This window comes from Pseudonocardia kunmingensis, from assembly GCF_006716445.1.
GTDB classification, from domain to species: Bacteria; Actinomycetota; Actinomycetes; order Mycobacteriales; family Pseudonocardiaceae; genus Pseudonocardia; species Pseudonocardia kunmingensis.
Window position 1 is genome coordinate 646741 of record NZ_VFPA01000001.1, and the last position, 18533, is coordinate 665273.

Annotated in this window: 16 protein-coding genes, 1 other RNA gene and 1 pseudogene; 6 read left to right on the top strand and 12 right to left on the bottom strand. The window is 72.3% G+C overall.

The window, feature by feature from the left end; all coding sequences use genetic code 11:
- Nucleotides 1–179: 179 nt before the first annotated feature.
- A complete protein-coding gene (locus tag FB558_RS03045; protein WP_170231163.1) occupies nt 180–1913 on the top strand; it encodes a SpoIIE family protein phosphatase in 1734 nt (577 codons plus the stop codon).
- 36 nt (nt 1914–1949) lie between these two features.
- Here the strand turns inward: FB558_RS03045 and FB558_RS03050 are convergent, their stop codons facing one another.
- From FB558_RS03050 to FB558_RS03075, 7 genes and pseudogenes are all read right to left on the bottom strand, one after another.
- Complete coding sequence (locus FB558_RS03050; protein WP_142047883.1) at nt 1950–3203, bottom strand: AI-2E family transporter; 1254 nt, start codon at nt 3201–3203, stop codon at nt 1950–1952.
- 404 nt (nt 3204–3607) lie between these two features.
- Complete coding sequence (locus FB558_RS43785; protein ID WP_211366490.1) at nt 3608–4024, bottom strand: arsenate reductase ArsC; 417 nt, start codon at nt 4022–4024, stop codon at nt 3608–3610.
- 78 nt (nt 4025–4102) lie between these two features.
- Nucleotides 4103–4267: pseudogene (locus FB558_RS45440) on the bottom strand (arsenate reductase ArsC); the annotation flags it as partial.
- Nucleotides 4264–5361 (bottom strand): ACR3 family arsenite efflux transporter, encoded by a 1098-nt coding sequence (gene arsB, locus FB558_RS03060; RefSeq protein ID WP_142047887.1) that lies wholly within the window; start codon nt 5359–5361, stop codon nt 4264–4266. The pseudogene FB558_RS45440 and the gene arsB, both read right to left, overlap by 4 nt.
- Nucleotides 5358–5741 (bottom strand): ArsR/SmtB family transcription factor, encoded by a 384-nt coding sequence (locus FB558_RS03065; RefSeq protein WP_142047889.1) that lies wholly within the window; start codon nt 5739–5741, stop codon nt 5358–5360. Before FB558_RS03065 ends, arsB begins: the two co-directional genes overlap by 4 nt.
- Nucleotides 5742–5849: 108 nt before the next feature.
- On the bottom strand, nt 5850–7124 hold the full coding sequence (locus tag FB558_RS03070; protein WP_211366044.1) for an MFS transporter: 1275 nt from the start codon (nt 7122–7124) through the stop codon (nt 5850–5852).
- Nucleotides 7125–7215: 91 nt separating this feature from the next.
- Nucleotides 7216–8577 (bottom strand): NAD(P)-binding domain-containing protein, encoded by a 1362-nt coding sequence (locus tag FB558_RS03075; protein WP_142047893.1) that lies wholly within the window; start codon nt 8575–8577, stop codon nt 7216–7218.
- A 113-nt stretch (nt 8578–8690) separates the two neighbouring features.
- On the opposite strand from FB558_RS03075, the gene FB558_RS03080 reads away from it, so the two are divergent.
- The 3 genes from FB558_RS03080 to FB558_RS03090 all read left to right on the top strand — a co-directional run bounded on the left by FB558_RS03080 (nt 8691) and on the right by FB558_RS03090 (nt 13093).
- The gene (locus tag FB558_RS03080; protein ID WP_142047895.1) at nt 8691–9596 is read left to right on the top strand and encodes a helix-turn-helix domain-containing GNAT family N-acetyltransferase; all 906 of its coding nucleotides are present in this window, start codon (nt 8691–8693) and stop codon (nt 9594–9596) included.
- Between the two features lie 97 nt (nt 9597–9693).
- Entirely contained in the window at nt 9694–10824 is a 1131-nt protein-coding gene (locus FB558_RS03085; protein ID WP_142047897.1) for a flavin-containing monooxygenase, read from the top strand.
- A 301-nt stretch (nt 10825–11125) separates the two neighbouring features.
- Nucleotides 11126–13093, top strand: a complete 1968-nt coding sequence (locus FB558_RS03090; protein ID WP_211366048.1) for an APC family permease — start codon at nt 11126–11128, stop codon at nt 13091–13093.
- Nucleotides 13094–13208: 115 nt separating this feature from the next.
- Here the strand turns inward: FB558_RS03090 and FB558_RS03095 are convergent, their stop codons facing one another.
- On the bottom strand, nt 13209–13886 hold the full coding sequence (locus FB558_RS03095) for a potassium channel family protein (protein WP_246106229.1): 678 nt from the start codon (nt 13884–13886) through the stop codon (nt 13209–13211).
- The gene (locus tag FB558_RS03100; RefSeq protein ID WP_142053631.1) at nt 13879–15231 is read right to left on the bottom strand and encodes a TrkH family potassium uptake protein; all 1353 of its coding nucleotides are present in this window, start codon (nt 15229–15231) and stop codon (nt 13879–13881) included. The genes FB558_RS03095 and FB558_RS03100 overlap by 8 nt, the downstream gene beginning before the upstream one ends.
- 149 nt (nt 15232–15380) lie before the next feature.
- Between FB558_RS03100 and FB558_RS03105 the strand changes: the two genes are divergently transcribed.
- Together FB558_RS03105 and FB558_RS03110 are read left to right on the top strand one after the other, a co-directional pair.
- Entirely contained in the window at nt 15381–15995 is a 615-nt protein-coding gene (locus FB558_RS03105; RefSeq protein WP_142047899.1) for a TetR/AcrR family transcriptional regulator, read from the top strand.
- Between the two features lie 5 nt (nt 15996–16000).
- Nucleotides 16001–17167, top strand: a complete 1167-nt coding sequence (locus FB558_RS03110; RefSeq protein WP_142047901.1) for an FAD-dependent monooxygenase — start codon at nt 16001–16003, stop codon at nt 17165–17167.
- Nucleotides 17168–17290: 123 nt separating this feature from the next.
- On the opposite strand, the gene rnpB is transcribed toward FB558_RS03110, so the two are convergent.
- The 3 genes from rnpB to FB558_RS43060 all read right to left on the bottom strand — a co-directional run bounded on the left by rnpB (nt 17291) and on the right by FB558_RS43060 (nt 18502).
- An RNA gene (rnpB, locus tag FB558_RS03115) (RNase P RNA component class A) lies at nt 17291–17692 on the bottom strand.
- Nucleotides 17693–17720: 28 nt separating this feature from the next.
- Nucleotides 17721–18296 carry an AMIN-like domain-containing (lipo)protein gene (locus tag FB558_RS03120; RefSeq protein ID WP_211366051.1) on the bottom strand — a complete coding sequence of 192 codons (576 nt, stop codon included), beginning with the start codon at nt 18294–18296 and terminating at the stop codon, nt 17721–17723.
- A 56-nt stretch (nt 18297–18352) separates the two neighbouring features.
- Nucleotides 18353–18502, bottom strand: a complete 150-nt coding sequence (locus FB558_RS43060; protein WP_170231164.1) for a hypothetical protein — start codon at nt 18500–18502, stop codon at nt 18353–18355.
- Nucleotides 18503–18533: the final 31 nt, after the last annotated feature.

The window sequence follows — 18533 nt, forward strand, 5'->3', positions numbered from 1 at the left end:
CGGACCTCCCCCTCGCCGAGGCCCACGCCCTTCCTGGAGCGAACCCTGGTTCCCGTCGCCGGCGGAAACCAGGCCCTGCAGGACCTGCGCATCCCGGCGTGGCTCACTGGTCCAGGGCCGCACGCGCGTCGGCGGGCAACGCGCCGCTGCGCATCCGGCTTCTTCACTACAGTGTGGTGGTGAGCGATCCGGCCCCCGTGCGGCCCGATGTGGTGCAGCTCGTGCTGCGCACCGGGCTCGACCAGCGCCCGTGGCTCGTCGGCGCTCTGGACAGCGCCCCTGCCGCCATCGCCGTTCTCGACGGTCCGGAACACAGGTGGATCTACGCCAACGACACGTTCCATCGGTTGACCGGTGGCCGGCCGGTGCTCGGGTTGACCTTCCGCGAGTCGCTGCCGGAGCTGGTGGACGGGTCGAGGTTGCTCGGGTTCCTCGACGACGTGGGGCGAACCGGCGAGCCCTACGGTGCGACCGACGCGCGGATGGATTTCGACCGCGACGGCGACGGGCAGGTCGAGGAGGGGTACTTCACCGTGTCGTTGTCGCCCGTGACCGATGCGGACGGACGGGCGCGCGGGGTCCTCGTCGTCGCCGTCGAGACGACGAGCGAGGTGCTCACGCGCAGGTCGGCCGAGCGCCGGGCGGCTCGCGAGCAGGTGCTGCTGCGGATCGTGACGGCGTCCACGACGATGCTCGCCGCGGAGGCGAAGCTGAGCGCGCTGGCCGGAGCCGCCGTGCCCGTACTCGCAGATGCCTGCGTCGTCCATGTCCTTGATCGCCCGGTGCGGGGTGGTCGGGCTCCGCGGCTGCCGGTCGTCACCCACTGCAGTGTGGCCGCCGTGCGCGACGATGTCCGCTCACGCGCTCTGCCGGAGGGGAGGACGGTCCGGTGGCCGGGCGACGACCCGGTGACCGCCGCGATCGCGGCCGGCCGGCCGATCCTCTCCTCGTGTCGAGGTGGGCCGCAGTGGGCGGCCGAGGCCGGCCTCGTCGATCTGATCACAGTCCTGGACCTGCACGGCGTGGCGGCGGTCCCGGTTCTGTCCGACGGGCTCGTGCGGGCGGTCATCGTGTTCGCCGGGGCAGCCGCACGCACGCCCTACTCCGACGACGATCTCGAGTTGTTCCAGCTGATCGCGGATCACGCAGCCGTCGCGGTCCACCAGGGTCGGCGGTACGAGCACGTCCGCGACAACTCGTTGGCGCTGCAACACGCGTTGATGACCGAACCGCCGCCGCAGGTGAACGACGTGGAGATCTGCGTGCGCTACCGACCCGCCGCGATCGACGCCGCGGTGGGCGGGGACTGGTACGACGCCTTCCGCCTGCCCGGCGGTGATCTCGCGTGCGTGGTCGGCGACGTCGCAGGCCACGACGTCGACGCGGCCGCTGTCATGGGCCAGCTGCGAAGCATGCTGCGCGCCTTCGCCTACCACCTCGACGCCCCGCCCTCCGTCGTCCTCGACGCGCTCAACCGCGTGCTCATCGGGATGCGGATCGCGACGCTGACCACCGGCATCTACGCACGCCTGTCGGCCGGCCCAGACGGAGACGGGGATCAGCGGAGCCACACCGTCACCTGGTCCAACGCCGGGCACCCACCGCCGCTGGTCATCCATCCGGACGCAGCCGTCGACGTCCTCGACGGCCACAGCGGCGGCGCGCTCGGTTTCGTGCTCGACACGCCCCGCGGCGACGGTCGGATCACCCTGGAGGACGGCGCGACGCTGCTCCTCTACACCGACGGGCTGATCGAGCGACGCGGCGTGGACCTCGACGAGTGCCTGGCCCGGCTGGTTCGCCGCGCCACCGCGATGGCCGGCCGGCAACTCGGTCCGCTGTGCGACGACCTCCTGGCGGATGCTCCCGGCGACGACGACATCGCACTCATCGCGCTGCGCCGCCGCGGATGAGCACCGGGAACGGCTGATCGGCAGGCGGCGGGCTCGTCAGCCCGTCAGCTCCGGCTGCCGGTCGATGCCGGGTTCGTCGGGGCCGGTGGCCTCGGGTTCGCTGGTGTGGACGTCCTGAGGACGGGTGTGCAGGTCGGCGTCGCTGCGCAGGGAACGGATCCCGGAGTTCAGCACGGCGAGCAACGGGACGGCGAGCAGCGCTCCGGCGATGCCGGCGGCGAGCAGTCCTGCGGCGATGGCGAGGATCACGGCGAGCGGGTGGAGCTTCACGGCCCGGCCGAGCAGCAGGGGCTGCAGGACGTGGCCCTCGAGCTGCATGATCCCGACGATGATGGCCAGCACGATCAAGGCCGATACGGGGCCCTGCGCGACCAGGGCGACGAGCACGGCGACGCCGCCGGCGACCACGGCACCGATGATCGGCACGAACGCGCCGAGGAAGACCAGCGCGGCCAGCGAGACGGCAAGCGGGACGCGGAGCACGGCGAGTCCGATCCCGATGGCGACGGCGTCGACGACGGCGACGATCGCGGTCGCCCGGATGTAGCTCACGAGCGCGGCCAGGCCGCGCCGCCCGGCCACGTCCACCCGGGTGCGGACGTCGGCAGGCGCCGCACCCAGGACGAACTGCCAGATGCCCTGCCCGCCGTGCAGGAAGAAGATCAGGACGAACACCACGAGCAGGAGCTCGGTGGCCACCTCCCCGATCGTCGCCGCGGTGGTGAGCGCCCCGGCGGTGATGGACGACTGGTTGGCGCTCAGCGTCGCCAATACCTCGTCCTGGATGCTGCGCAACTGCAGCTCGCTCAGCTGCAGCGGACCGGTGGTCAGCCAGGTCACGACGGCGTCGACACTGGTGGAGAGCTGGTTGCCCAGCTCGGGAAGTCCGCGGACGAAGGTGATGATCACGAACGTGAGCACGCCGCCGAGTCCGGCGAGGCCGCCGACCATCACCAGCGCCGTCGCCAGACCCCGGGGCACGTGGTGCCGGGCCAACCAGCCGACCGCGGGGGACAGCAGGGCGACGAGCAGCAGGGCGATCGCGACGGGGACGACGATGGCCGCCAGGTACGCCACCACCGCGCCGATCACGTACAAGGCGGCGGCGACGACGAGCAACCGCCAGCCCAGCGCCGCGCTGATCCGCAGTGCCCTCGGGACGAACGGCCGCACATCGTCGAGCGGACCGCGTCCGGTGCGCTCGACGCCATCCACCCGGGAGCGTGGAGGCCGAGCGGCGGCGGCCGGACCTGCCGGAGCGGGCACCTGCTCGGGTCCTGTGGTCGCCATCGCGCCTCCCTCGTCGTGCTCGCCTGGGCGTACCCGCTGATGGCGGTTGCCCGAACGGAACAGCTTCGGATGAGGCCGAGCCGCATCGCCGGGCGAGGTCGTACGCAGAATGATCGGCAATCGTCAGGCTCCCACCCGGACGAACGGCACTCTCGTCGGTACCTAGCCGACGAAAGTGCCGTTCGTCATGCGAATCCCGCTCCCCGGGGCCCCGGTGCCAGCAGCCCCGCGAACGCGGCGGCACGGACCCCGGAGTCGCGTGCTTCGACGTGCCGCGCGATGAAGTCTGACTGATCGAGTACAGGAGCAACATGCTCGACGACGGGGCCTGACGCCGAACCGAGCGTCGGCTCCGGACGCCCCGTGGACCCGAGAACCCGCTTCCACCTCTGACATCTGTGGGCTCACCGGGTTGCGGCGGGGGTGGTGAGCTCGGCGAGCAGTGCCCTGACCCGGGCGTCGATGTCGTCGCGGATCGGGCGGATCTCCTCGGCGCTCTTTCCCGCGGGGTCGGTGAGGTCCCAGTCGAGGTAGCGCTTGCCCGGGTAGACCGGGCACGCGTCGCCGCACCCCATGCTGATGACGACGTCGGCGGCCCGGACGACGTCGTCGGTGAGCGGCTTGGGGAACTCCTTCGACAGGTCCAGGCCGATCTCGGCCATCACCTCGCGCACGGCGGGGTTGACGGTGTCGGCGGGTGCGGATCCGGCGGAGCGGACGTGCACGCGCCCACGGGCGTGGTGGTCGAGCAGGGCGGCGGCCATCTGGGAGCGGCCGGCGTTGTGCACGCAGACGAACAGGACCTCGGGGACGTCGGACATGATGGCTCCTTCGGACTGGGCGAGCGCGGTGAGCCGGTCGGTGGCGAACTTGCGGGTCAGCGACACCAGGTGCGTGGTGACCTTCGCGGTGCGGCGCAGCGCGGTGTAGGACTCGAAGACGTAGCGGTAGATGGTCTGCTCGGAGAAGAACCCCGGGAACTTCGCCGCGAGATCCGTCGCCATCCGTTCCAGGACGGCGACATCGGAGAGCAGCGGTGGGCGGCTGCCCTGGCGCGGGTTCATCGGTGGGCGGTTGCGTGGTCGCCCCACCAGCGCTTGCGCAGGGCGAGCGACACGTAGACCAGGGCGATGAGCACGGGAACCTCGATCAGCGGTCCGACCACCCCGGCGAGTGCCTGGCCGGAGGTGACCCCGAAGGTCGCGATCGCGACGGCGATGGCGAGCTCGAAGTTGTTGCCGGCCGCCGTGAACGCCAGCGTGGCGGCGCGGTCGTAGCCCAGGCCGACGGCCTTGCCGAGAGCGAGCGAGCCCAGCCACATGATCGCGAAGTAGGCCAGCAGCGGCAGCGCGATGCGGGCGACGTCGAGCGGCCGGGAGGTGATCGCGTCGCCCTGCAGGGCGAACAGGATGACGATGGTGAACAGCAGCCCGTAGAGCGCGAACGGGCCGATGCGCGGGATGAGCCTCTCCTCGTACCAGGTGCGGCCCTTGGCCCTCTCCCCGAACCGGCGGGTGAGGTAGCCGGCGACCAGCGGGATCCCGAGGAAGATCAGCACAGACTTGGCGATCTGCCAAGCCGAGACGTCCAGGTCCGCCTGGGGCAGGCCGAGCCAGCCGGGCAGCACCGAGAGGTAGAACCAGCCGAGACCGGCGAACGCGATGACCTGGAAGATCGAGTTGATCGCCACGAGGACGGCGGCGGCCTCGCGGTCGCCGCAGGCGAGGTCGTTCCAGATGATGACCATGGCGATGCAGCGGGCGAGCCCGACGATGATCAGCCCGGTGCGGTACTCGGGCAGGTCGGGCAGCAGCAGCCACGCCAGGGCGAACATCAGCGCCGGTCCGAGTACCCAGTTGAGCACCAGCGAGCTGACCAGCAGCCTGCGGTCGCCGGTCACGGTGCCGAGCCGGTCGTAGCGGACCTTCGCCAGCACCGGATACATCATGATCAGCAGTCCGAGGGCGATCGGCAGCGAGACACCGTCGACGGAGATCCCGTCCAGGGCCGCGCCGAGACCGGGGACCAGCCGGCCGGCGCCGAGGCCGACCGCCATGGCGGCGAGGATCCACACGGCCAGGAACCGGTCGAGGGTGGAGAGCTTCTTGACGACCGGCTCATCGGCCTGGTCTGCGTGGATGTCGGGGGTGGCGCTCATGCGGGGAGTTCACTTCCGTCGGAGGAGCAGTCGCTCGAGGGCAACGTGCCGCCGGGGACGAGGACGTCGGCGAGAAGGGCGACGGTCTCGCGGCGGACCCGGTAGTAGACCCAGGTGGCGCGGCGCTCGCTGGTGACCAGACCGGCCTGGCGCAGCACCTTGAGGTGGTGCGAGATCGTCGGGCCGGTCAGGTCGAAGGCACCGGAGATGTCGCAGACGCAGGCCTCGCCCCCCTCGTGCGCGGCGATCAACGAGAGCAGCCGCAGCCGGACGGGGTCCCCGAGGGCCTTGAACGCCGTCGCGAGCTCGGTGGCCTCGTCGGGGCTGAGCGCGGCGCGGGTGGCCGCGGACGAGATCAGCAGCGGCAGCGGGTTCGACACCCGTCTATCTTCAGCACCATCGAACCAGATGGGCAAGGGGCGGGCAGGTGAACATCGACGGTCATCGCATGAGCCGGCTCACCCCGGAACTGCACCTCCTGATCGGGATCAGCGTTGATCCACCTGGTCCTGGCCGGTCGCGGGCGCGGTCGGCCTCGGCGGCGAGGGAGCGGGTGGTCGGGGAACGGTGCCTGTGGCGAGGAGCGCGGCCAGGGCGGCGATGGCGGCCAGCAGGAAGAACACGACGGGGTAGCCGCCGAGAGCGACGGCGAGCGCGGCGCCGACCCAGGGTGCGAGGGCAGTGACGATCATCGCCGGGGCGGAGAGCAGCCCGTTGAGGCGCCCGTAGTGGGCCGCGCCCCATCGGTCGCTGATCGCGGTGGCCTGCAGCAGCGTGAACACCCCGCGGGCGGCGCCGGCGAGCATCGCCGCGGCGACGAGCAGGATCTCGGGTCCGGGGAGCAGCCCGAGCAGCAGGGTCGCGGCCGCCGACAGGCCGAGGATCACCACGGCACGCATCCGCACCGACAGCGCGGTGGTGAGCCGGCCGTAGCCGAGCCGGCCCAGCACCTGGCCGAGCCCGCCCAGCCCGAGCGCCCAGGCGGCGTCCGAGGTCGACAGCCCGCGCTCGATCAGCAGCGGGATCTGGTTGACCACGACCGCGAACGCGGAAAACGTGCCGAGCGCGATGGCCGGGACGAGGAGCAGGAACGCACGGCTCCGCACGATGTCCTGCGGCGCATGCGCGGCACCGAGCTGGTCGGCATGCTCGGCGTGGTCGGGCGCGGGCCAGAGGCCGCGGAGCCCGAACAGGTGCGCGGGGATCGTGATCGCGGCGAGGACGACCGCGAGGGCGAGGTAGGTGTGCCGCCAGCCCAGCGCGCCGAGCAGGGCGGCGGTGAGCGGGGCGAAGATGGTGCTGGCCAGCCCGGCCAGCAGGGTGAGCGCAGTCAGCGCCCGCATCCGGCGCGGCCCCCACCAGCGGGTCAGCGCGGCGAAGGCGGGCGGGTAGAGGGTGCCTGCCATCGCGACCCCGGCCAGTGCCCAGGCAGCGAAGAACAGCGGCAGCGACGGCGCGAGTGCGATCCCGACGACCGCGGGCACGGCCAGGACCGAGCCGACGGTCATGACCGGGCGCGGTCCGATCCGGTCCAGCCAGCGGCCGGCCGGAATCCCGACCAGCGCCGAGACCACTAGTCCCGTGGAGAACCCGGCGGTGATCGTGGAGAACGACCAGCCGGTGTCGGCCGCGATCGACGGGGCCAGGACCGGGAACGCGTAGTACAGCACCCCCCAGCTGACGATCTCGGTCGCGCACAGTACGACCAGCACGCGGCGCAACCCGCCGGTGCTCAGTGGTCCGGTGTCCGCCGGCGTCCTCACGGGCGACACGTCCTCACAGGTGAGCCTTCGGGCAGGAACGGCGCGGCCGACCCCGAACACACGGGGCCGGCGCGCCGATACGGACAGCAGGTCAACGGTCGATGCCGGCCGGCCCCTGGCCGACGGTCACCGCGACGGGTTCGGCGGGCCCGCAGCACCCGCCCTGGCCGGCCTCGGCGGTGGGGTCCGGGTCGTCGAACAGCCCGGCGCCTCCGCAGACGCCGGTGTCGGGCAGCACGAGTTCGACGCGCTCGGCGGCCTCCCTGTTCCCGGCGAGCGCGGCGGCGACGGAGCGGACCTGCTCGTAGCCGGTCATCGCCAGGAACGTCGGGGCGCGGCCGTAGGACTTCATCCCGACCAGGAACACCCCCGGCTCGGGCTGCGCGAGCTCCGTGACCCCGTGCGGGTAGACGGTGCCGCAGGAGTGCACGTTCGGGTCGATCAGCGGGGCCAGCGCCCGGGCGGCCTGCAGGGTCGGGTCCAGGTCCAGGCGGACCTCCGACAGCCACGACAGGTCCGGGCGGAACCCGGTGAGCACCACGACCTCGTCGACAGGGGCGAGGCGGCGCCCGTCGAGCGACTCCAGCACCACGCCGTCGACGGCCTGCTCGACCGCGACGGTGCGGAACCCGGTCACGGTGGTGACGTGGCCGGCCTCGACCGCGGCCGCGGCGCGCTTGCCGAGGGCCCCGCGGGCGGGCAGCTGGTCGGCGTCGCCACCGCCGAAGGTGTCGCCGACCCGCCCGCGTCGCAGCAACCACTCCACGTGCGTGCCCGGCTCGGCCCCGGCCAGCTCGACGAGCGCGACGAGGGCCGTCAGCGCCGAGTGCCCACTACCGGCCACCGCGATCCGCTTGCCGGCGTAGCGGGCCCGCACGTCCGGGTCGACCAGGTCCGGCACCTGGTAGGCGATCCGCCCGGCCGCGGTCCGCTCCCCGACCGCCGGAAGCCCGTCCCCGCCCAGCGGGTTCGGCGACGCCCAGGTCCCGGACGCGTCGAGCACGGCACGGGCGAGGATCCGCTCCTCACCACCGGTGGTCTGCACGTGGACGGTCAGCGGCTCCGACTCCCGTCCGGCGTCGACCACCCGGTCCCGCCCGCGCCGCGCGACCCCGACCACGCGGGCACCGAACCGGACCCGATCGCCGAGGACCTCAGCCAGGGGCTGCAGGTAGCGCTGCGCCCACTCCTGCCCGGTCGGGTACGCGTCCGGGTCCGGATGCGTCCAGCCGGTCGCCGCGAGCAGCTTCTCCGCCGCCGGGTCGACGACCTCGGCCCAGCGGGAGAACAGCCGCACGTGGTGCCACTCCCGCACATGGGCTCCGGCCTGCGCGCCGGCCTCCAGCACCAGCGGCTCCAGCCCCTGGTCGAGCAGGTGCACCGCTGCGGCCAGGCCGACCGGGCCGGCTCCGACGACCACCACCGGCAGCCCGACCTGCTGCTCCTCGCTCATCCGCACTCCTCAGCCATCCCCGTACTCCATCGACGTCCGTCGATGCGTTGGCCGGGACTGTATCGACGACTCTCGATTGACGCAATCATCGATCTGGGTCGATACTGAGCGGCATGAGCACCACCGCGGCCGCCACCGAGCCATCGCGCCCCTCGCTGCCCGGCGCGCTGCCGCTGACCGACGTGTCCGCCCCGGCGCCCCAGCTCGCCCCCGCCGATGCCGCGACCTACGCGGAGTGGTTCGCCTGCCTCGCGGAGCCGACGCGGGTGCGACTGCTGCACGCGGTCGCGGTCGCCGGGCACGAGGTCACGGTCGGCGAGCTGACCGAGCAGCTCGGCATCTCCCAGTCCACCTGCAGCCACCACCTGCGCAAGCTCGCCGACGTCGGGTTCGTGACGATGCGCAAGGAGAAGACCGCCACCCTGGTGTCGGTCAACCCGGCCTGCTGCACCGGGCTCCCGCACGCCGCCGACGCGGTGATGGGGATGCTCGGGCCGCGCCCGTGCTGCCCCACCGACCTGCCCGTCGACGTCACCGTCCGCCCGCTGGAGGGCGGCGACTGGGCGGCGGTCCGGCGGATCTACGGCGAGGGCATCGCCACCGGCAACGCCACCTTCGAGACCGAGGTCCCCGAGCGGCGCGAGCTCGACCGCAAGTGGCTGCCCGGCCACCGGTGGGTCGCCGAGCTCGACGGTCGGGTCGTCGGCTGGGCCGCGTTGGCCCCGGTGTCCGCTCGCCCGGTCTACGCAGGGGTGGCCGAGTCCTCGATCTACGTCGCCGAGGGCGTGCGCGGCCGCGGGATCGGCAAGGCGCTGATCCACAAGCAGGTCACCGCGGCCGACGCCGCCGGGCTATGGACCCTGCAGACCGCGATCTTCCCCGAGAACCGGGCCTCGATCGCGCTGCACCAGTCCGCCGGCTACCGCACCCTCGGCCTGCGCGAGCGCATCGGGCGCCACCACGGCGTCTGGCGCGACACGGTCTTCCTCGAACGCCGCCGCGCCGCCGACCCCGACTGACTCCCGCGCTACCCCACCGCCGGCCGCTTCCACCGTCGGCGGTCACCCACCCCTGCCCGCGTTCCTCCCCACGGAGGACCGTCACCTCGAGGTGCCCATGTCCAGCTCCGCCCGCTCCAGCTCCGACCGTCCGACCGGCGCGTGCGACGCGATCGTCGTCGGCGCCGGCCAGTCCGGGCTCGCCGCCGCGCACGCGCTGCGCCGCGCCGGGCTCGCCCCGGTGGTGCTCGAAGCCGGGCCCGAACCCGTCGGGTCATGGCCGCGCTACTACGACAGCCTCACGCTGTTCTCCCCCGCCCGCTACAGCTCCCTGCCCGGCCTGCCGTTCCCCGGGGACCCCGACCGCTACCCCCACCGCGACGAGGTCGCCGACTACCTGCGCCGCTACGCCACCCGCCTCGACGCCGAGATCCGCACCGACCAGCGCGTCCACGCCGTCGATGGCGTTCCCGGCAGCTACGTGGTCCGCACCGGCGACCACACGTTGACCACGCCGCTGCTCATCGCCGCCACCGGCGGTTTCGGCAACCCGCACCGGCCCGCCCTGCCCGGCCTCGACGCGTTCACCGGTCAGGTCCTGCACGTCAGCGACTACCGCGCCCCGCAGCCGTTCGCAGGCCGGCACGTCGTGATCGTCGGCGGCGGGAACTCCGCCGCCCAGATCGGCGTCGAGCTCGCCCGCCACGCCCGGGTCACCCTCGCCACCCGCGCCCCCGTGAAGTACGCACCGCAGATCGTCCTCGGCCGCGACATGCACTGGTGGTCCACCACGCTCGGCGTCGACCACCTGCCCGTCGGCCCCTACCTGCGCGCCGCGCCGTCCGTGCCCGTCGTCGACGACGGCACCCACCGTGCCGCCATCGACAGCGGCGAACCCGCGCGGATGCCGCTGTTCACCGACCTCGACGGCACCGACGTCACCTGGCCGGACGGGCGCACCGAGCAGGTCGACACCATCATGCTCGCCACCGGCTACCGCCCCGACCTGCCCTACCTCGCCGACCTCGGCGCCCTCGACGAGCACGGCCGACCGCTCCAGGTCCGCGGCCTGTCGACCTCGCACCCCGGCCTCGGCTTCGTCGGGCTCGAATGGCAGCGCAGCCTCGCCTCGGCGACCCTGCGCGGGGTCGGCCGCGACGCCGCCTACGTCGTCACCCGGCTGTTGCGGAACCGCGGCGCCCTGCCGGCCCCACGATGCTGCGAACGGCAGCCTGCAGGCACGGCGTGACGGAGGCGCGACCGGCCGCCGGGCAACGGCGACGCAGACTCCCTACCCCCAGAGGCCAAGAAGGTAGAGCGCGACCCCGCTGAGGACGATGCCGAGCCACAGCACGACGAAGAACAGCCAAGGCGACACCGCCCTCCCGGACCACGCCCGCATGCAGCCACCTCTGCCGGAGATGAGCCGTGGACACGGGAGGCGCACGCCCTCATGGTGGGATCCCCGCACGCCGGAGGGGCCGCGCGCCCGCGAGATCCTAACGCGATCTTGACGGCCGGTGCCCTGCGCCCGACCTAGGCTCCACCGCGTGATCCGGCCCGGCGCGACCGTCAAGCGGCTCCTGGTGGGACGCCCGCAGCGCAGCGACCGGCTGACCCACACGCTGCTGCCCAAGCGGCTCGCGCTTCCGGTGTTCGCCTCGGACGCGATGTCGTCCGTGGCGTACGCGCCGCAGGAGATCTTCCTGACGTTGTCGGTGGCGGGCGTGGCCGCCTACGCGCTGTCCCCGTGGATCGGGCTGGCGGTCGCGGTCGTGCTGCTCACGGTGGTGACCAGCTACCGGCAGAACGTGCAGGCCTACCCGTCGGGCGGCGGGGACTACGAGGTCGCGACCGTCAACCTCGGCCGGCGCGCCGGCCTGACCGTCGGCAGCGCACTGCTGGTCGACTACACCCTCACCGTCGCGGTGTCGATCTCCTCCGCGGCGGACAACCTCGGCGCCCTGATCCCCTACGTCGGCGAGCACAAGGTCGCCTTCGCCGTCACCGCGATCGTCGTGCTCACCGCGATGAACCTGCGTGGGATCAGGGAGTCCGGGGTCGCCTTCGCGATCCCGACCTACGCCTTCATGCTCGGCATCGGCGTCATGATCGTGTGGGGACTGACCCGGATCCTGCTGCTCGGCCACGACGTCCGAGCACCGAGCGCCGACGTGGACCTGCACGCCGAGGGCGACCCGTTCACCGGGCTCGCGCTCGCGCTGCTGGTCCTGCGCTCGTTCACCCAGGGCTGCGCCGCGCTGACCGGTGTGGAGGCGATCAGCAACGGCGTGCCCGCGTTCCGCAGACCCAAGCCGCGCAACGCCGCGGCCACCCTCGCCCTGCTCGGTGGAATCGCGGTCACCATGTTCATGGGGCTGATCGCGCTGGCGCTGCTGACCGGGGCGAAACTGGCCGAGGACCCCGAGGTCCAGCTCGCGGGCGCGCCCGCGGGCTACGTCCAGCAGACGCTCGTCGCGCAGCTCGCCGACGCCGTGTTCGGCGAGTTCCGGGCGGGGTTCCTGTTCGTCGTCGTGTTCACCGCGCTGATCCTGGTGCTCGCCGCGAACACCGCGTTCAACGGCTTCCCCGTCCTGGGGTCCATCCTGGCCCAGGACCGCTACCTGCCCCGCCAGCTGCACACCCGCGGCGACCGGCTCGCCTTCTCCAACGGCATCCTGTTCCTCGCCGGGTTCGCCATCCTGCTCGTCGTCGGCTTCCGCGCCGACGTCACCCGGCTGCTCGCGCTCTACACCGTCGGCGTGTTCGTCTCCTTCACCGTCAGCCAGGTCGGCATGGTCCGGCACTGGAACCGCCTGTTGCGGACCGGGACCCACCCGGCGGGCAAGCGGCGCATGCACCGGTACCGGGCCGTGAGCGCGTTCGGCGCGGCCATGACCGGCCTCGTGCTGGCCACAGTCCTGATCACGAAGTTCACCGTCGGCGCGTGGATCGCCATCGCCGCGATGGCGGGCTTCTACGCCCTGATGATCGCCATCAGGCGGCACTACGACCGGGTCGCGGACGAGTTGGTCGCCGGCGAGGCCGACACCGTGCTGCCGTCGCGCAACCACGCGATCGTGCTGGTGTCCAGGTTGCACAAACCGACCCTGCGAGCGGTGTCCTACGCACGGGCCACCCGACCCGACGTCCTCGAGGCGGTCACCGTCAACGTGGACGACGCCGACACCCGGCGGCTGCTCGACGGGTGGAGCAGCCGGAAGCTGCCGGCGCCGCTCAAGGTCATCGAATCGCCCTACCGCGAGATCACCAAACCGGTCCTCGACTACGTCAAGCGCGTGCGTTCGGCGAACCCGCGCGACGTCGTCACGGTGTTCATCCCCGAGTACGTGGTCGGGCACTGGTGGGAGCACGTCCTGCACAACCAGAGCGCGCTGCGGCTCAAGGGCCGGCTGCTGTTCCAGCCCGGTGTGATGGTCACCAGCGTCCCCTGGCAGCTCGCCTCCTCCGAACGCGCCGGACGGCCCCGTGCGGATACCGCTCCGGGAGCGACGTGACGCGGCTACCCCAGCCCGCGCGGGGAGCCGGAACGGGGTGCAGCGGGTTTCGTCGGCACGGGTGACCGCGTCAACTGAGGTCGAGGCGAGCGAGGTCGAGGCGAAGGGCGGCGGGTCAGGTGCGGTTGGCGAAGGCCTCCACCTCGTCGATGCGCCCGGAGACGATGAGCACGTCCCCGGCCCGCACCACCGTGTCCTGGGTCGCGTAGGTGAACTCCTCGCCTCGGCGCTTCACCCCGACGACGGTGATCCCGAACGCCTGCCGCAGCCTGCTCTCGGACAGCGACCTGCCCACGATGCCCTGCGGCGCGAGGGTCTTGACCATCGCGAAGTCGTCCTCGAACTTGATGTAGTCGATCATCCGCCCGGTCACCAGGTGCGCGACGCGCTCGCCCATCTCGTGTTCGGGCAGGACCACGTGGTGCGCGCCGACCCGCTCCAGGATGCGGCCGTGCTGGCGGCTGACCGCCTTGGCCCAGATCCGCGGGATCTCGAGATCGACGAGAACGGCGGTGGTGAGGATGCTCGCCTCGAGGTCGGTGCCGATGCCGACCACGGCGCGTCGGAACTGCGGGACGTCGAGCTGGCGCAGGGCCTCGACGTCGGTGGTGTCGGCGACGGCGGTGTGGGTGAGCTCGTCGGCGTAGCGCTGCGCGATCACCGGATCGCTGTCGATGCCCAGGACCTCGGATCCGCGGCGCACCAGCTCCCGAGCCAGCGAGGCGCCGAAACGCCCCAGCCCGAGCACGGCGACCGGGCCGGCGCCCGGCTCACGATCGTTCTTCCTAGCCAACGATGGGTCGCTCCTCGGGCAGTTCGTAGCGGCGGACGCGGTCGCGCAGCGCGAGCGCGGACGCCAGCGTGATCGGGCCCAGTCTGCCCAGGAACATCAGTGCCGTCAGCACCAGCTGCCCCGCCGGGGGCAGATCCGCGGTGATCCCCGTCGACAGGCCGACGGTGCCGAAGGCGGACACGACCTCGAACAGCACGTCGTCGAGCCGGAACGGGGTCAGCGACAGCAGGACCACCGTCGAGACGGTGACGAGGCCGACGCCCAGCAGCGCGACGGTGAGGGCCTGGCGTTGCACCGCGGCAGGGAGGCGCCGCCCCAGTACGTGCACGGTGGGTTCACCGCGGACCTCCGCGGCGATGACGAACGCGAGCAGTGCGAAGGTCGTGACCTTGATTCCTCCTGCGGTACCGGCGCTGCCGCCGCCGATGAACATCAGCATGTCGGTGACCAGCAGGGTCGCCGGGTACAGCTGCCCGACGTCCACGCTGTTGAACCCGGCGGTGCGCGGCATGACGCCGTGGAACAGCCCCACGACTGCTTTGCCGCCGATACCCAGCGGGCCCAGTGTGGCCGGATTGCGCCACTCGGTGATCAGGAACGCTGCCACGCCCACGACCAGCAGCACCGCGTAGGTGATCACAGTGATCCGGACGTGGAGTGACCACCGGCGGCTGCCGGTGCGGATCCTGCGGCCGAGCTCGAGCAGCACCGGGAACCCGATCCCGCCGAGCACCACGGCCAGCACGATCGGCAGGCAGATCCACGGGTCGGTGGCGAACGGGATCATGTTGTCGGTGAACAGGGCGAAGCCGGCGTTGTTGAACGACGACACAGCGTGGAACACACCGAGGTACACCGCTCGGCCCGGCTCCTCGCCGTAGAACAACGCGAACCGCGCCGTCAGCGGCACCGCGACCACGAGCTCGATGACCACGCTCAGCGCCAGGATCGCGCCGACGACCTGACGCACATCGCCCAGGCCCAACGACTTCGTCTCGGCCTGCGCGGTGAGCTGCAGCCGCAACCCGACGCGGCGCGCGATGAGCAGCCCGAGCAGCGTCGCCAGCGTCATGATCCCGATCCCGCCGACCTGGATCAGCCCGAGGATGACCAGCTCGCCGAACGTGGACCAGTAGGTCGGCGTGTCGACCACGATCAACCCGGTCACGCACACCGCCGACACCGCCGTGAACAACGCCGCGACGACGGGGGCCGACGACCCGTCCTCCGTGGCGACCGGAAGCAGCAACAACACCGTTCCGACCGCCACCGCCGCCCCGAAGCCGACGACCACCGCCGCGGCCGGCCGCCGGAGCAACCACGGGACCGGGGCCGGGCGTCCCATCGCAGAGCTCGGCACAGCGCGAGGCTAGACCCACCCGCACTGCGCGGAGCCGTGTCCGGCGTCACCGGGAAGCCGCTTGAAAACATAATCCCAAAGTGTTTTCATGGATGCAGTGCCGACCGACAGCGGCACCGACGAGAGGTCCGCCCATGCCGCCCGCGTTCTCCACCGCCGAGAAGGCCCGCATCAGCCGCCTGCTGCTGGAGACCGGGCACCAGCTGTTCACCACGCAAGGCCTGCGCAAGACCTCGCTGGAGGAGCTCGTCGCACCGGCGGGGGTCGCGAAGAGCACCTTCTACCTCTTCTTCGACTCCAAGGAGTCCCTCTACCTCGAGCTCATGCTGCGGCAGACCGCCCGCGTCACCCGCAAGGTGATCGACGAGGCGCTGCTGTCCACGCCTGATCCCCGGGAGGGGCTGCGCAGGTTCCTGCGGGCCACCCTCGACGAGCTGTCCACCAACCCGCTGTGGCGCCGCCTCATGACCCATCCCGAGGAGATGCAGGCCGTGGCGCGCAAGCTCGACCCGGCACGGGTCACCGGCATGGCCGAGAACCCCGTCACGGCCCTGCACGACCACATCGCGGCCCGGCAGGCGAAAGGCGAGATCGTCGGTGACGACCCGGCGGTGGTCATCGGTGTGCTGCAGACCGTGCTCCTCGTCCCGATGAACGCCGAACGGCTCGGCGACCCCGACCGCCACCCCCAGATCCTCGACCTGTTGATCGACATCGTCGCCACGGGTCTCACCCCCGAGAAGAGCTGAACGACATGACCAGGACCAGGCGCGCCGTCATCGTCGGCGCCGGCATCGCCGGCCTCGCCGCGGCACTGCGGCTGCACCAGATCGGCTGGGAACCGATCGTCGTCGAGCGGGCCCCGGCACGCCGCTCCGGCGGCTACGCGGTGACGTTCTCCGGCATCGGCTACGACGCCGCCGAACGGATGGGCATCCTGCCCGCCCTCGCCGAACGGCACATCACCCCGGACGAGATGACCTACATCAGGCCGGACGGCACCACGCGCTTCTCCGTCCCCGGGCCGACGGTGCGCGCGATGCTCGGCGACCGCGCACTGAACCTGCTCCGCGGCGACATCGAGGACGTCCTCCACTCGGCCCTCCGCGACCAGGTGCAGATCCGCTACGGCACCACCGTCACCGCCGTGGCACAGGACGACGCGGCCGTGCACGTGACCCTGTCCGACGGCACCGCCGTGGACGCCGACCTGCTCGTGGGCGCCGACGGCCTGCACTCGGCCACCCGGGCACTGGTCTTCGGCCCCGAGCAGGACCACCGCCTCGACCTCGACCACATGGTCGGCGTCTACCTGATGGACCGCCGCCCCGACGCCGTCCCCGAGGGCACCACCGCCACCCTCACGGTCACCGGACGCACCCTCGCGATCATCAGCCTCGGCCCGGACCGCGCCGCGGCATTCTTCGGCTACCGCACCGACGACCCCGCGCGCGACCTCGCCGAAGGCCCCCAGAAGGCGCTCCCCCGCGTCTACGAGGGCATGGGCTGGGCCGCACCCCACGCTCTCGCCCAACTGCGCACCACCGGGTCCGTCTACTTCGACACCATCAGCCAGATCGTCATGAACCGCTGGAGCCACGGCCGCGTCGTCCTGCTCGGCGACGCCGCCTGGTGCGTCACGCTCTTCGCCGGATACGGCTCCTCCCTCGCCGTCGGCGGCGCGGAACTGCTCGGCAGCGCCCTCCAGCGCCACCCCGATGACGCCCCCGCCGCCCTGGCCGCATGGGAAGCTCAGCTGCGCCCCGAAGCGGAGCGGAAGCAGAAGCTCGGCCGCCGCGTCAAAGGCCTCTACGCCCCCGCCGACCCGCTGCGACTCTGGCTACGCGACCTCCCCCTCCGCATGGCCGCCCTGCCACCGATGGGTCGTCTCCTGCAACGCAGGCTCCAGCTCAAAGGCTGACCGCAGCTTCCCCGGCGCTCGTCCCGCCCCGAGGGCTGCGATTTCGACCGTGCACGCCCCGTCGGCGTCGACGTGTGCCCCGAACGATCGAGGACTGCGTTCCCCACAGCTCAAGGTGTGGGGCGGACGAGCTGGCCTGTAAGCCGGATCCTGTTCCCGGGCGCCTCGCGGCGCACCGTTCGGCGACCATCCATCTAGGCCTGCCGTCACCGGCAGGCTCGAGCGGTCTACCCGCAGGCTCGGACGGGCCGCCCTCGAACGCCTGCGCAGCTCCCGCGGACGGGAGCCTCTTGACCTTGCTCCGGGTGGGGTTTACCGAGCCACCCCGGTCACCCGGGGTGCTGGTGGTCTCTTACACCACCGTTTCACCCTTACCCCGCACGGTGTGTGCGAGGCGGTCTGTTCTCTGTGGCACTTTCCCGCGGGTCACCCCGGGTTGCCGTTGACAACCACCCTGCCCTGCGGAGTCCGGACTTTCCTCGGCGGCGATCCGGAGATCGTCGACGCGGCCGCCCGGCCAGCTCGTCCGCGTCGGCAGTCTACCCGCAGGGGATCACGTCCAGCGGTGCGCCACGTCGAGGACGAGGCGTGCGCCGCCGCCGGGTCCGTCGAGGACCAGGGCGCGGAACGGCAGGCGCGCCCGCACGCCGACCCCGAGGACCGTGTCGCCCTCGAAGCTGCTGGCGTAGACGACCGAGCGCAGGGCCTCGTAGCCGGTCACGTCGGCGACCGGTTGGCCCGCCGTGGCGGGCGGGACCAGGGTCTGCGTGCCGGAGTTGTCGTAGGCCGGGTGGCGCAGCCGCACCAGCAGGCGGGCGTCGCCGGGCACCGGGATGACCTTGCCGGAACCGTCCTGGGTGACCTGGTCGACGTACTCCACGTAGTACCCGACCGGAGGCCCGGCGAGGGTGTACACGACCCGGTCGAAGCAGTCGTGCCGCCCGGTACGCACCTCGGTGAGCGGGCCGCCCCCCATCTCGTCGACGCGCTCCACGGTGCTCCCCCACGGGGTGTCGCACGCGGTCGCGGCGGAGGGCACCACGGTGGGTGCGGTCGCGGCGGTGACGGGCAGGGCGACGGCGGTGCACGCGAGCACCGCGGTCAGCAGCTGGCGAGCGGCACGGGACACGGCGACCTCCTCAAGGTCGTGGATGCGCCACACCTCGAAGACGTTCCGGTGGTCTCTCAGGTTGCCTCGTCACCGCGCCGTTCGTCGGGGCGCTCGGCCCCGCAGCGCCAGCACCGGTCCGTTCCCTCGCTGGGCATCGCCCCGCACTCGGGGCACAGCGCGCCGAGCCAGCACACCGGGTCGCCGCCCTCGCCGTCGTCGGTCACCCCTCCATCCTGCCCCGGAGAGTGTCGCGCT